The 13,846-nt window shown below is 40.8% G+C and carries 9 protein-coding genes; 2 read left to right on the forward strand and 7 right to left on the reverse strand.

Annotated features, from left to right (window positions below; translation table 11 throughout):
• Window positions 1-210 precede the first annotated feature (210 nt).
• The gene (gene pbpC / locus OQ268_RS08235) at window positions 211-2,586 is read left to right on the forward strand and encodes a penicillin-binding protein 1C (RefSeq protein WP_265855643.1); all 2,376 of its coding nucleotides are present in this window, start codon (window positions 211-213) and stop codon (window positions 2,584-2,586) included.
• Between the two features lie 173 nt (window positions 2,587-2,759).
• Here the strand turns inward: pbpC and OQ268_RS08240 are convergent, their stop codons facing one another.
• The 5 genes from OQ268_RS08240 to OQ268_RS08260 all read right to left on the reverse strand — a co-directional run bounded on the left by OQ268_RS08240 (window position 2,760) and on the right by OQ268_RS08260 (window position 7,765).
• Window positions 2,760-3,452 (reverse strand): lysoplasmalogenase, encoded by a 693-nt coding sequence (locus OQ268_RS08240; protein ID WP_265855644.1) that lies wholly within the window; start codon window positions 3,450-3,452, stop codon window positions 2,760-2,762.
• Between the two features lie 2 nt (window positions 3,453-3,454).
• Entirely contained in the window at window positions 3,455-4,660 is a 1,206-nt protein-coding gene (locus OQ268_RS08245) for a sterol desaturase family protein (protein ID WP_265855645.1), read from the reverse strand.
• A gap of 113 nt (window positions 4,661-4,773) precedes the next feature.
• The gene (locus OQ268_RS08250; protein WP_265855646.1) at window positions 4,774-4,971 is read right to left on the reverse strand and encodes a hypothetical protein; all 198 of its coding nucleotides are present in this window, start codon (window positions 4,969-4,971) and stop codon (window positions 4,774-4,776) included.
• On the reverse strand, window positions 4,968-6,152 hold the full coding sequence (locus OQ268_RS08255; protein WP_265855647.1) for a GAF domain-containing sensor histidine kinase: 1,185 nt from the start codon (window positions 6,150-6,152) through the stop codon (window positions 4,968-4,970). The genes OQ268_RS08250 and OQ268_RS08255 overlap by 4 nt, the downstream gene beginning before the upstream one ends.
• Window positions 6,153-6,340: 188 nt before the next feature.
• Window positions 6,341-7,765, reverse strand: a complete 1,425-nt coding sequence (locus tag OQ268_RS08260) for a glycoside hydrolase family 125 protein (RefSeq protein WP_265855648.1) — start codon at window positions 7,763-7,765, stop codon at window positions 6,341-6,343.
• A 492-nt stretch (window positions 7,766-8,257) separates the two neighbouring features.
• On the opposite strand from OQ268_RS08260, the gene OQ268_RS08265 reads away from it, so the two are divergent.
• Window positions 8,258-9,250 (forward strand): SH3 domain-containing protein, encoded by a 993-nt coding sequence (locus OQ268_RS08265; RefSeq protein WP_265855649.1) that lies wholly within the window; start codon window positions 8,258-8,260, stop codon window positions 9,248-9,250.
• A 44-nt stretch (window positions 9,251-9,294) separates the two neighbouring features.
• On the opposite strand, the gene OQ268_RS08270 is transcribed toward OQ268_RS08265, so the two are convergent.
• Together OQ268_RS08270 and OQ268_RS08275 are read right to left on the reverse strand one after the other, a co-directional pair.
• Entirely contained in the window at window positions 9,295-9,855 is a 561-nt protein-coding gene (locus OQ268_RS08270; RefSeq protein ID WP_265855650.1) for a hypothetical protein, read from the reverse strand.
• 2 nt (window positions 9,856-9,857) lie between these two features.
• Window positions 9,858-13,844, reverse strand: a complete 3,987-nt coding sequence (locus OQ268_RS08275; RefSeq protein ID WP_265855651.1) for an eCIS core domain-containing protein — start codon at window positions 13,842-13,844, stop codon at window positions 9,858-9,860.
• Window positions 13,845-13,846 lie beyond the last annotated feature (2 nt).

Here is a 13,846-nt window from a genome sequence, read left to right on the forward strand (position 1 = left end):
TGAAATGGAAAGGACTAAGCGCAACAAGGGTTGATGACAATACTCGGTTATTTAACATTGAAATCGCAAGGAGCAATTTCGCTGAATTTGCGCATAAGCTTTAATTTCGAGATGCCGATACTGCGTTGTTTATACGGAATACATCGGTAATATATTGAAGTAATTACAAGCGGCTATTGAACAATTAACAGGAAATGCCTGGTTTAAAGCATGATAAAAGAAGAGAGATTATTTTTTATTGCAGATTTAAGCTGCATTGCCCTGCTGATTATTTTTTTGTTGAGTTTACCCGCCAGGTTGTTTCATTCGCCTACTTCATTTGTAATTGAAGCGAGCAATGGCAATTTACTTAGTGCCTCCACTGCTCTTGACGGACAGTGGAGGTTTCCGCTTCCAGATTCTGTTCCCGTAAAGTTTAAGCAGTGTATCATTGCGTTTGAAGACAAAAGATTCTACGATCATATTGGAGTTGATTTTTTAGCCCTGGGCAGAGCAATGAAGCAAAATATTAGCGCCAGAGGAGTAGTTAGTGGCGGGAGTACTTTAAGCATGCAGGTGATTCGCCTATCTAGAAAACAGGAACGAAATATTTGGCAAAAACTTTTGGAGATAATTCTAGCACTGAGGTTGGAGGTAAAATATTCAAAAGCCGAAATTATTGGGCTATATGCAGCTAACGCACCATTTGGCAGCAACGTTGTAGGGTTAGAGGCAGCAAGCTGGCGGTATTTTGGAAGGGCGCCACAGAGCCTTTCCTGGGGTGAGATGGCAACCTTGGCGGTGTTGCCGAATAGCCCTTCTTTAGTCCATCCCGGTAAAAACACCGCCAGGTTGATAAAAAAAAGAAATGATCTATTGGATAAGCTGGCTAGATTAGGCATGATTGATCAACTTACGGCGAATTTATCTAAGCTGGAGCCAGTGCCAGGAAAGCCGATGCAACTACCTCAAAATGCACCACATTTACTTAACCGTTTTAAAAATGAGCGGAAGAAGTTAGAAATAAGTGCAACAAGAATACGATCTACATTGAACGAATCAGTTCAACTTAAGGTCAACACGATCTTAAGGCGTTACAATAATCGCTATAGGGCAAACGATATCAACAATATTTCCGCTCTTGTATTGGATGTTCGATCGGGCTCGGTAATTAGCTATGTGGGAAATATTTATCAGCCTGAAGAAGTTAATTTGCAAAGCCATGTTGATATGATTAGAGCTCCACGAAGCCCCGGCAGCACCTTAAAGCCTTTGCTCTATGCAAGTATGTTAAATGACGGTTTTATTTTGCCACATACTTTAATACCTGACATTCCTACTCAAATTGCCGGTTACTCTCCTCAAAATTATGATTTAGGTTATGACGGTGCAATTGCCGCAGACAAGGCGTTGAGCCGTTCACTCAATATCCCTGCGGTAAAGATGCTACAACAGTACAAGTATGAAAGGTTTTATGATAAGCTAAAAAAACTGGGCATCTCTACGCTCAATCAACCAGCAGATCACTATGGCTTATCGCTCATATTAGGAGGTAGCGAAGTTACCATGTGGGATCTAGCCAATACCTATATGGGCTTGGCAAGGACCCTTAATCATTTTAACACTTACAAAGGGCAGTACAGTCCAAAAGATTATGAATCTGCTTCATACGTTAACCAGCAAAAGAAAGGACCAGATAATTATGAGCGCAATTCTTTATTGGATCATGGATCTATTTGGGCAACTTTTAATGCCATGGAAGAAGTCATGCGGCCTGGAGATGAGGGGCTATGGGAACAATTCTCATCATCTCAACGAATTGCATGGAAAACGGGCACCAGTTTCGGTTTCAGAGATGCCTGGGCCATTGGTCTTACCCCAAATTATGTGGTATGCGTGTGGGTGGGCAATGCAGATGGCGAAGGCAGGCCAGGTCTTATTGGCGTAGAAACCGCGGCACCCGTACTATTCGATATTTTTAATTTACTACCGAAAGGCCCTTGGTTCGAAACGCCAAATACAAAACTTGCAAAAATGAGAGTTTGCAGGGAAAGCGGCTACAAAGCTGGCGAATATTGTACTCAAACGGCCGATGAATTGGTACCCACTGCAGGAGAAAAAACAGCTATTTGTCCATTCCACAAACGAATTCATTTAGACCGTACCGAAACCTATCGGGTAACCGACGAGTGCGAAAGTGTTGCCAATATGGTGCATAGAAATTGGTTTATTTTGCCCCCAGCGATGGAATACTTTTACCAAATAAAAAATAGCAATTACAAATCGCTGCCACCACTAAAACCAGGTTGCGAAAACTTTGGTGGAAACAACGTAATGGAATTAATTTACCCAAAAAATGGAGCAATCGTATACATTCCGCTCGAATTTGATGGCACAAGAGGTAAAGTTGTGCTGAATGCTGCGCACCGCAATCAGCGTTCAAAAATATTTTGGCACATTGATCAGGAATATATTGCTACAACGGTCAATTTTCATCAGCTGGCTATAAGTCCAGAGCCGGGAACACATACGTTAACATTGGTTGATGAAAACGGGGAACGGTTGGTGCAAGCATTTACGGTACTAAATAAGGAAAAAAACAGGTAGCGCTAGCATTTAGCTACATACATCTATTATACAGGTTTTGGTTGATAAACCTGATAAAGTGGAAATCCTTTTTGTAGCAGGAATCAATCAGTAGATAATAAACGTTAACAAAAAGATTGAAACGATAGCAGGACTGCCGAGACCTATAAAAACAGGCATTGCTTTCCAAAAAATTAAATTTCGGTGCGAGTAACAATTAATTGTCTACCCACTGTGCCGTAAACGATTAAAAATTGTGCAAGCATATAGGTGGCTATAATGAGCACACCACTTTGGGGAATTGGTTGCGCAAATTTGTTTACAGCCAATACACTATCTGAAAAAAGGAAAAATAAGGCACCAACTAAAATTGTTTGGAAGCTAAACATGTTAACCTTTTTATATCGATTAACAGCCATAATTGCCATAAATGTAATGATAATTGCATAACATAAAACGGCAAACTGCAAGCCACCTAAAGACGGTTGTAAATAAAAAAATAAGCCCACACAAAATAGAATCAGTGCACCTGTTGCCCAAAGGAAATATGGATTTTTTTGGGTGGGGTTCGATTTATGATCGAGAATGAAGGCCCTGATATAAGCCATATGGCATACTAAGAAGGCAACCAAACCGAAAGTGAAATAGCTTGAATGTTGTGTTTGAAACATTAATAACACATCGCCAATGAGGGCAAAAATGAGACCCGTGAAAATGCGTTTATGGAAACGACCTTTTAATTTTGTAGCTGAAATTAGCCAAATAAGAAGCGAAATAACAATGAGTGGTTTAGTAGTATTCTTTAGAGGCAGCATTGAAGCGCTTTCGGCATATAATTGTACAATGAATATTAATGCGAAAATTGAAGAAAATAACTTGGTTTTCATACCTATTTAAGTTTACCTTTTTGCAGGTTGTAAAACCAAATTAACGATATTACCTGAATAGCGGCAAGAACTACCAGAAGACCTACAGGCACTTTTAGCAGCGTAAGTGCTATTACGCTAATTAACAGACGAATATATTCGAAGATTAATTGCCATTTTTTTTGTTCGAGCAGTGCGCCACAGCTAACTAGTGTTGCAATTGTAAAAATTGTTGCCGAGATAACAGGTTCAATCTGCATTTTCTGATAGGAAAATAGAAGTGCTGCACCTAGAGCCAAAGCAATGGTGAATTGCAAAAGGACGTAACCGCTCAATTTGGCATCATAGTAAGGATTGTATTTGTGATATGTTGAAATATCTACCTCAGCGGCGGGTTGAAAACCACCAAGATGAGCGGGAAACCAACCTGGTGGTTTGATAAATACCTTAACTTTATCGCTTAATTTTGGAGACCGACGAGCCGTAGCGATCAGATCGCCCCAATAGTGAAGGTTTGCCCAAACGGGGTTGAAACTTGCCAATGGCTTGGTGATGCCGTAGAAAACTTCCTCCTCTTCTTTCTGGAAGGTATTAAATAATCTATCCCAGATAATTAATGTGCCAGCATGATTCTTGTCTATATACTTTGGGTTGGAGCCATGGTGTACACGGTGGTGAGATGGTGTATTAAAAACATACTCCAACACACCCATAGATTTTATCGCCCGGGTATGAATCCAGAATTGATACAGCGTATTGAACGAACTAAGCGTTAAAAACATGATGGGATCGAAACCTACAAAGGCAAGAGGAAGGTAAAATACCCAACTGAACCAACCTTGAAACCAACTTTGGCGTAACGCAACCGTTAGGTTATATTCTTCTGATTGGTGATGAACAATATGGGCAGCCCAAAGTGCATTAACTTGATGGCTCATTCTATGAAACCAGTAGTAAAAAAAATCTACACCAATAAACAAAAGCACCCAAACCCAAATACCCTTAGGCATATCGAATATACGCCAATGCTCGAAGATAAATTTGTACCCAAAAAATAGGGCTGTTTTCATGAAGATACCTGTAAGCTGCTGGCCAATACCCTGACTGAGGTTAGCAATGCTATCGTTTAGGCGATAATAATTTAATTTTTTATAGAATGTATAAGTCAGCTCGATGCCAATGAGTATAAAAAATACCGGCACAGATAACGCAATGTAATCCACTTTCATTCGAACTGAAAAAATATATTTGGTTAGAGAGGTAGTAAGTTAACGATTTATTCTTAAAAATAAAAAGGTGATTACTTTTTGCTAAGAATTGAGCCAGATGTTTACACACATCATTAACAAACCTGACGCATCTTTTTCACAATGATCTCCTCGCCGCTATTAAGTTTAAAAATCAGCAGCAGTGATGCATCTGTTTCTTCAATTTGAATATTTGATACAATGCCGGTTAAGTTTTTTCCATCGCTTACCTTATCTCCTATTTTAACTGATAAAGCGGTTGATGTAGGAACATCGTTATTTAAGATAATCATATAGATGGTAAGGTCAAGGTAAAGCAAGTACGGTTTCCTTCAGAAGTTACATTTAGCTTGCCACCATGAGCTTCGGCAATTTGCGCTGATATATACAAGCCTAAGCCCAAGCCTTTTTGGTTGGGTGCAACGGCTCCCCTAGAAAATGGTTGAAACAAGTGCTTCATAACTATAGGTGAGATTTGCTTTCCATCATTGGTAACACTTAAAGTAAATCCATCAGCTGTGCTGTTTGCGATAACTTCTATTGCAGTTCCAGGAGTACTATAGTTCATGGCATTGCCTAACAAATTAGAAAATAGTTGGGCTATTCTTTTGCCATCTGAAATTACCGGATGATGTAACTTAAACGACGTGTCGATCTGTCGATCTGGAAAGATGGCTTTTATTTCATCAACTACCTGGATAAGGAAAACCTCCAGATCTTCATCGGCAGTTCTTTCAACAGAAATCCCTCCGCCAAGGCGCCCACTCGCAAAATCAAGCATGTTTTCGATTAGTCCATTCATTCGAAACGATGAATCACGAATAATTTTTACTAACTTATGTGTGCGTTCATCCTGATTAATTCTGTCTAAAAGCTGTGCACTATTGGCAACCGCATTAAGTGGGTTTTTCAAATCATGTCCTAAAATTGCAATGAACTGCTCTCTAAAATCTGCTAACTCGATCTGGTATTGCAGTTTATTCTCTACGGCCGATAGCTCCTCCATGCTGTCGATATGAAAGGCGATTAACTCAGCAAATAATTTAAAGGTTTCTAACGTGCTACCATTATTTAATTTTGCTGGCTTTGGGTCAATAGCGCAAAGGGTTCCAAAGAACTCGCCACTCTTTAAAACAATAGGAACGGAGATGTAGCTTTGAAAACCATATCTTTCGGGAGTGTGGTGGCGAGAGAAAAGCTCATCTTCGGCAACATGCTCTATCAGAACAGGATTTTGATGCTGCCTAATTTCATTGCAGATCGTAGTTTCGAGGGGGAGTTCATCGCCTGGTTTAAGACCAAATTCAATTCGATCGTTAACTATACAGGCCGTCCAATTGGAACTGGTCACTTTTGCTACCGCAGCAAACCCCATGCCCGTTGTATTGCAAACAATTTCTAAGATATTGGCAATGGCAGGAACTTTACTTATCGATTCGATTTGAGAAAAGCTATTTAATTGATGATTTTGCAAGGTAAGGATGACTTAATACCGCAAAATACAAAAAAATATTTTTAGCTGATATTTTGACATGTTACAAATGTGTTACTTAACAGCTGATAGCCACAAACCATAAAATTGAAGAATGAAGGAGATTGCATTATAAGTTTGATTTACACCCTCTTTAAAGCGTAGACAAAAATGCAATCTCCTGAAAAATGTTATGCCTTTAAAAGTGCAGGTTTTTCATGATAAGTTTTCCAAAGCAACTCTCCGAATAATGTATTAGACCATGCAAACCACGATCTTGTAAAATTCTCTGGATTGTTTTTATTAAAAGATTCATGCATAAAGCCCTTGCCTGCATGCGTTTTCTTTAACATATCGATACATTTTTTAATTTCAGCATCATCTTTAGAAGTAAGGGCACGCATAGTGATGCTCATTGGCCAGATCATATCTTGGCCAGCATGCGGACCACCAATTCCTTCTGCCGCAGTGCCTTTGAAGAAATACGGGTTATCTGTTGAAAGTGCAAATTTTCTGGTGTTTTGATAAATCGGATCTTCTACTTTCATTGCCCCCAAATATGGTAAGCTTAGTAAACTAGGCACATTGGAGTCGTCCATTAAATAGCTACTTCCAAAACCATCAACTTCGAAAGCATAAATCTTCCCATATTTAGGGTGGCTTACAATAGCATGTTTTTGCAGTGCTGCATTTACCTCATTAGCAAGATTGATTAGGTTGCTTTCCAGTGCTTGATCGCTTTGTAACGCCTTGATCATTTCAGCAGCTTGTTTTAAGCTGGAGACCGCAAAAAAGTTCGACGGTACTAAGAAAGGAAAAATCGTGGCATCATCACTTGGGCGGAATGCTGAGCAGATTAAACCAACCGGATTAACAGGAAAGCCATATCCTGCCATCGGCTGTGAATCTGTAGGTTGTGTAGTTTCGCGTTGGAAATGATAAGGACCTCTGTTTTCTTTGCGTTGTTGTTCTTTGAAGGTTTTTAACGTCGCTTCAATCCCCTTTTTCCAGTTGGCATCGAATGGGGTTTTATCGCCTGTTTTTTTCCAATAGTGGTAAGCCAGGCGGATAGGGTAACATAACGAATCTATTTCCCACTTCCGTTCGTGCACGCCAGCCTGCATAGTGGTCTTGTCGGTCTTCCACTCTCCTACTTTATTCGGATCGCCGTAAAAGGCATTCGCGTAGGGGTCTTTTAAAACGCACTGTGTTTGATGAATAATTACACCAGCGATTAGTTTTTTTAAGGGTTCATCTTCATTAACAAACTGTAAATATGGCCATACTTGCGCAGAGCTATCCCGCAACCACATGGCATCGATATCTCCGGTAATAACATAGGTATCTGGACGACCATTTTTCTCTTCGTAATAGACAGTGGTATCTAAGGTGTTTGGGAAACAATTTTCGAACAGCCAGGCCAATTCAGGATTTTTAACGTTTGCCTGGAAAGTTTTAATGGCTGAATCTACAGCCTTACTTTGGAAATGCCTTTTACCTGCAGCAACACGCACTACAGGAAAATCTGCCGCCAGCGAACCAGCGAAAGAGAATTTTGATGCAACTACTCCAGCGCCTAAAAAAGCAGTGTTTTGTAGAAAGGTTCGTCTTTTCATTTATGTTGTGTTTATGATTTGATTATCAATATTTTCAATTTATATCAATCATGCTTAAAAATGATAACGCATGATTTTCAATTTAATCTTAATTGCTGTAGAGTTATTCGGTTAGCGCTATCACAAATATTATTATAATTTACATAACATCAAAATTAAAAAAGGCAATTGTAATATTCCTAAATCGATTTATATAACGTATGGATGGATGTGATGTAGAAATAGAATCCAACCTGTCCGCCCACTTAAAGCTAGCTAGGGTTGTCATCGTGTATCGGTCATTCGAACCAACTAAAGCTACGAAACCAAAAAAAATGCTTGGCTAGATAATATATGATAATAACATCAAAAAGACGAATACACACTTATGTGTAATTGATTGATTTAAAATTTGTTATTAAATTTTTGATTATATTTAAATGGCGGAGAGAATGCCCAATTTTCATCCAAGATCCTGTAATCGCCACCTTATAAATCCCTAATCAAAAAAAAATGAACACTAAATTTGGCTTTACACATTTAAGCATTAACGAATTTGAAAACTGGCTTAGTGAATTACGGATTGCACGTACCGTTCTGTATTTACAACAGCACCACACATGGAGCCCAAGCTACATCCAGTTTAAGGGCAGCAACCACTTTGAAATGCAGAAAAGCATGCGAGACTATCATGTAAGTGAAAATGGATGGGCAGACATTGGGCAGCACTTTACAACCTTTCCTGATGGATCTATCGTTACTGGAAGAAGTTTAGAAAAATCACCCGCATGTATTCTCGGCTTCAACTCTAATGCCATATGCATGGAACATGTTGGCAACTTTGATAAAGGTAAAGATACCATGACGCCCCAGCACCGAGAAACCATTATTAGCATAACCGCAGCATTGTGTAAAAAATTTGCTATCCCAGTGAATACCGATAAAATAGTTTATCACCATTGGTTCGACTTAAGTACCGGCGCAAGAAATAACGGAACAAAGAATAACAAAACATGCCCGGGCACTAATTTTTTTGGCGGGAATAGCGTTGAAGATTGCCAGCAAAACTTTCTACCATTAGTAAGTAGCTCCCTCAATGGAAATGTAATTTCAGGTGTTACTGAAAGCAACGTATTAAAATATGTTTTGGTTACGGCAGATAGCCTGAATATTAGGGTAGAACCCAATGCACAGGCAAAAAAAGTAGCAGACAGAACACCAGCGTTATTAGGCGCAGTGCTGCGTGTTTTTCAGGAGAAAGATGGGTGGTACAAGATATCAGGGTCACAAGAACATTGGGTTAATGCAAGCTATACCAAACCTGTTAAGCTAGCTACGGTAAATGCAACAACTTTAAATGTTCGGAGCGGTGCAGAAAATAACTTTCCAAAAGTTGGGAGTTTAAGCAAGGGCCAGGAAGTTTTTATTAGAGACCAGCAAAACGGGTGGAGTAAAATTAACACCGACAACAAGTGGGTTAAGACCACCTTTTTAACGATAAGGTAGTATCCCTAACGTCCATAAGAATCATAACATATCAGCTGTACGAATCAAAGTGATAATGAATCGGTGATATTCATAGCATCCCAAATATAATTAATCGGATTGGCTATGGGTTTAAATCCTTGCTCAACCAAAATCGCTTTGAACATTGGAAAATATGCATAGTTTTCTGATGTGTATGCTGCTATCGAAGTTATTTTTTCTTGCGATATAACTTCTGGAGGCGACTTATAAACCTGAGGTACTAATCGATGCAAACTTGCAGCGGTGAGTCCTTCGGAAATTAAGCCGTCTCCATAAAATAGCAGACTAATGTAGTCGTTTAAACATTTCGCTACAATGGCGGTGGGATCTCCCGAAGAGTCGTTATAGATGATCACCGCATTATCCCAAAATTGTTCGTTGTGCATATTATATAACAGCAACAATGATCCGGATTGAGCATGCAACAAATATTTTATCTGCGTTTTATTTGTAATGCGCTCATTGTAGATTAACAAACCTTCTTGATTGCGATAGTATCCAAATACGTGGTGATACTGTCTCAAAATTTTTTCAAGCGCTTTGATGGGTTTTTGGTTGGAGAAAAGTGATTGTAAATCTTCCATCGTTATGCTGTAATTAAATTATTTAAGGGCTGATTTGCGATCTGTCTTTCCCCCTGGGCAATATTAGCTTTTACATAATTGTAAAGTTCCGTTTTGTCGGAAAGCGATAGCGTTAGTCCATTCATATCGTCGGCATCGATATCTCTCCATACATTATCTCCACCCAAACCAATGTTTATAACCCTGTTATTAATATGGCTCACATCTGCATTGAGTTCGGTTCTTAGTTCATTGATTACAATCCCTTGAGCAGCCCTTCTATTAGGTGCCATGCTTAACTGAGGTTGCGTGCGCACAATAAAATTTGCGGTGTGCGGCGTAGTGCCATATGTTCGGCTAACTCCAAAATTATGCCGGTTACTATGCAGATTAATAACATACGCCCCCCCGCAATGACTGCCGTTGGTGAGGTTAAAAATTGGATTTCCTTCATTAAAAACAGATTGATTATCTGGACCGAAAACCATCCTCGATGCGGCTTTCAAGGTTGCACACTGTGGCTGATGATCTGGTGTAATACTATCGAATGTAGGTGTAGGTACACCAGTATAGGTACCAACGGCGCCCTCATACAGGTATTTTCTTCTAACATCTGCTAATGAACCTTCTCCCATTATTTCAGATAGAATTTGCATCAATTGTGTTTCTTTAATCAAAAGCTCCTGATAGTTAGGGTTTTGCTCTATCAACGCTTCGTTTTCTGGCTGCTGATCCAAAGCTTTAACCAAAGCTAGGAGACGTACAATATCATTGTCATACAGCGCTCTTGCTTCCGCGGCTCTTTGTTTTTTAACAGCACCCCTTCCGGTATTTTCAGATTCATACTGCGCCTGTAAGATGTTGATAAGCAAGTGTGCAGGACGCGGATTTGTACTTGCAACATAAAGCTCTGCAGCCCTTCCCTCACCCTGATAGTACATTTCATGATGTTCTCCGTCTGCTGCAACAAAATTCCTGCGCCTATTCCACCAACCCCTAATCGCATCTATAGCCGACCTTCCGGCATTCATAATTGCCCCACCAATACTAATGGCTTGATCAATTACCCATAGAATGCCATTATCGATTCTTAACTTAACGGCCTCTAGTATTGTTTGCATTCTTGTAGCCATATCGCCAAGACCAAACTGATTGGCTAGGAAACCGATCATGACCGGCATCGAACTTGCCAAAATATTTTCAAGGAAGTTTGCTGCGCCCGCGATGTTTCCTCTTGCTACATCGGCTATCATGGTAATGTATTCGTTAATGATTCGAAGAATGGGCACAAAATATTCTACCATGCTTTCTATGGCATTGTAAATGGCCAGGATACTGTTAACAACTGGCATAATTCCTGTGGCATCCAACAAGCTGAGTAACCAACCCGTTGCCTGTGCCATAATTCGCTCGTTAATAAAGGTCACCACATTTGTCACCACCGTATCCCAAAGGTTACTCAATTGTTCCTGAATACGCTCCCAGATTGCTGCCGGACCCCGTTCCACGACGTCCGCTATAAAGCTCCATGCTCCTGTGGCCATGTCTAACATGCCACGCAAACGTTGTGCACGTTCTTCACCAATTCTTGTGGCTAATAAGTTGAAGATATTATCAACCGTTATCCCTAAAATTTGTAAAATGAAATTGAAGATGGAACCGAAAGAAAAGTCTGTTGGTGGTGTAATACCCACTGATTGCATTTCTGCTGTGAGCCAGTTCACTACTCCTGAAAGCAGGTGTGTAAAAATGTTGCCAAAGAATTGTGAAAAACCTTGTCTCAGGCCGCCCAGCAAATTAACAAAAAAACCAACAGGATTCCCTAAAATCTCTACTACCGCTTGGGATGCATTTGCCAGAATAGAGACAATAAGTTCTGGTGGAATACCTACCAGGCTTAGCAACTCCCTAAAAAAGGTCCACATGGCACCCGGTAAATTTCCATCTACAAAAACCTGGTACAATATGGTCATTACAATTTGTTGTGCTCTTGCCCAAATATCGCCAATCGCCATAATCTGATTAAATAATGGAATTCTAGCCAGTATCTGTTCGATTAAAAAGTTTTTTATCGGGATGCGAATGCACTCGGGTATAAGCATGAAAGGTCCGAGAATAAAATCGCTAGCCCGGTTTGCAAGGTCGCTCACCGTCTCAATTATTCGTTGTAGAGCGTTTAGTATTGGCTGTATAAAGCTGGCAAGATAACCAAGTCCATTGCTGGCTAAACTGAATAGAGCGCCTACGCCGGTTTGTATCCATGTACTCAGACTTAAGGCAGCATCATTTATCCATCCAATTGCCGGAGCGACGCTACTAAATATTGCACTAGCTGAAATGGATTGATAGAAAGAGGTGATTTGCTGGGCGAAGCCTCCTACTGTTTGTGCTATCCACGATCCTGCATTAAGAATACCTTCTTGGACCTCGACAACCTTGAGCTGCACCATGGGCAGAATCACCTCCCTTAACGAGGTTTGCTGTGCTTGGGCAGCAACTCCACTTCCGTCATCACCCATGGCAGTTGCCATGCTATTTATTCCTGAAGCAAAATTAACCACCGTATCTCTCAAATTGAATATTGCATTTAGCGGCAATATCTCCATTACCTGACTGGCAATCTGTTGTACAGGTTCTATTACAGGTCTTACTGTTTCCCTGATCGTTATCCAGGCCATTTCTGCCTTACCCGTAATCCACTGCAAAATACCACTGGCATTCTCTCCACCATTTGCATCGGTACCAATGCCTAAGGTTGCTTTAACCCACTCCCATGCCATCGATCCATATTCACGCACCGGGGTAGTCCATTCCCAGATGCTCTGGCCAACTCCTTGTATCCAGGTCCATATACCCGAAGCAGTTTGTCCAAGCCAGTCTACTACGGGTGCCCCAAAAGAACTCCAAAGACCTGAAAAGAAATCACCAATAGGCCTCACAAACTCTGTTAACCCTGCCCACGCATCTGTAGCAATCGAGGTAATGACATCCTTCAATTCATTTGCTGCCGCAAGCAGTGGACCACAATCTCCGGATATTAATGCTTGCATAATCGCAGATACACGTTCTCGCAACATCGCGAAAACGGTAATAAGATTGCTGATGAAATTGCCTGCTGCAGGAAACCGATCAAACACGCTGTCGAGACTTTGCATCAATTTGTCGTGCATAAAGCTCAAAATTCCCTGACTATTAATTTGCCTTAGCAGATCCACAAAGGCGGGAGGCGCAATTTCTTCTACAATTTCCCACGCACTTTCTGCCAACCAATCCCCTATTTCCCATCGTTGAATGTTTTCATCATTACAAGCACACCGAGCAATTCTCTCAGGCTGCTGCACACTTGGCGTCTCCGGAATTGTTTCTTCGGTTTTGCGCTTCACGCTGGCGCCTTGCTGTATTGTATGCGTAAGCTCGTGAGCAAGTAAAAATCGTCCGGATTGCGAGTGCGGGTTGTATTCACCACTATTGAAATAGATATTATTACCTACAGTAAAAGCTCTGGCATTAATATGTGCAGTCATCTTTGCGGCGTGCATATTATCATGGATGCGAACACCTGAAAAATCTGCCCCCATCTTTCCACTAAAATCATTGTTGATGTGTGCGGGCAAACTGGTGCCACCACCTTTAGTGCTTGCAATACCTGATTGTACCATACTCGGAGCGTTCCCGCCAGCTACAAATGCAGGACCACCCTTTGCTCTTACCATACCTGGCTGATCGATACCTTGAATCTCTTCCTCCTTGCGAGCGATCTCTTCATTACCTTTACAAGAATTGCACTTTCTTTGAACGTTCATCTTTGAACCAGTTCCATCGAAACCTGCCATTGTAAACCCGCTGCGCTGAGGCATACGCATCACACGCTCTGCAACCTGATCTGCCTGTTGCTCCTGGGGATCGTTAACAGCACCAATTTTTAACTTCGGCTGGACAATAGCAGCTGCAGGTCTGCTGTGTGTAACAGACTTAAAAGTGTGATTGCCATATGCAAGTGCCGACCCCATTT

The organism is Pedobacter sandarakinus, assembly GCF_026240095.1.
Lineage (GTDB): Bacteria > Bacteroidota > Bacteroidia > Sphingobacteriales > Sphingobacteriaceae > Pedobacter > Pedobacter sandarakinus.

What these genes read in the sequence shown, in the direction of transcription:
- OQ268_RS08260 (WP_265855648.1), bottom strand. Translation starts at nt 7,765, where the DNA reads ATGAAAAGACGAACCTTTCTACAAAACACTGCTTTTTTAGGCGCTGGA.
- OQ268_RS08270 (WP_265855650.1), bottom strand. Translation starts at nt 9,855, where the DNA reads ATGGAAGATTTACAATCACTTTTCTCCAACCAAAAACCCATCAAAGCG.
- OQ268_RS08275 (WP_265855651.1), bottom strand. Translation starts at nt 13,844, where the DNA reads ATGGGGTCGGCACTTGCATATGGCAATCACACTTTTAAGTCTGTTACA.
- OQ268_RS08245 (WP_265855645.1), bottom strand. Translation starts at nt 4,660, where the DNA reads ATGAAAGTGGATTACATTGCGTTATCTGTGCCGGTATTTTTTATACTC.
- OQ268_RS08265 (WP_265855649.1), top strand. Translation starts at nt 8,258, where the DNA reads ATGAACACTAAATTTGGCTTTACACATTTAAGCATTAACGAATTTGAA.
- OQ268_RS08240 (WP_265855644.1), bottom strand. Translation starts at nt 3,452, where the DNA reads ATGAAAACCAAGTTATTTTCTTCAATTTTCGCATTAATATTCATTGTA.
- OQ268_RS08250 (WP_265855646.1), bottom strand. Translation starts at nt 4,971, where the DNA reads ATGATTATCTTAAATAACGATGTTCCTACATCAACCGCTTTATCAGTT.
- pbpC (WP_265855643.1), top strand. Translation starts at nt 211, where the DNA reads ATGATAAAAGAAGAGAGATTATTTTTTATTGCAGATTTAAGCTGCATT.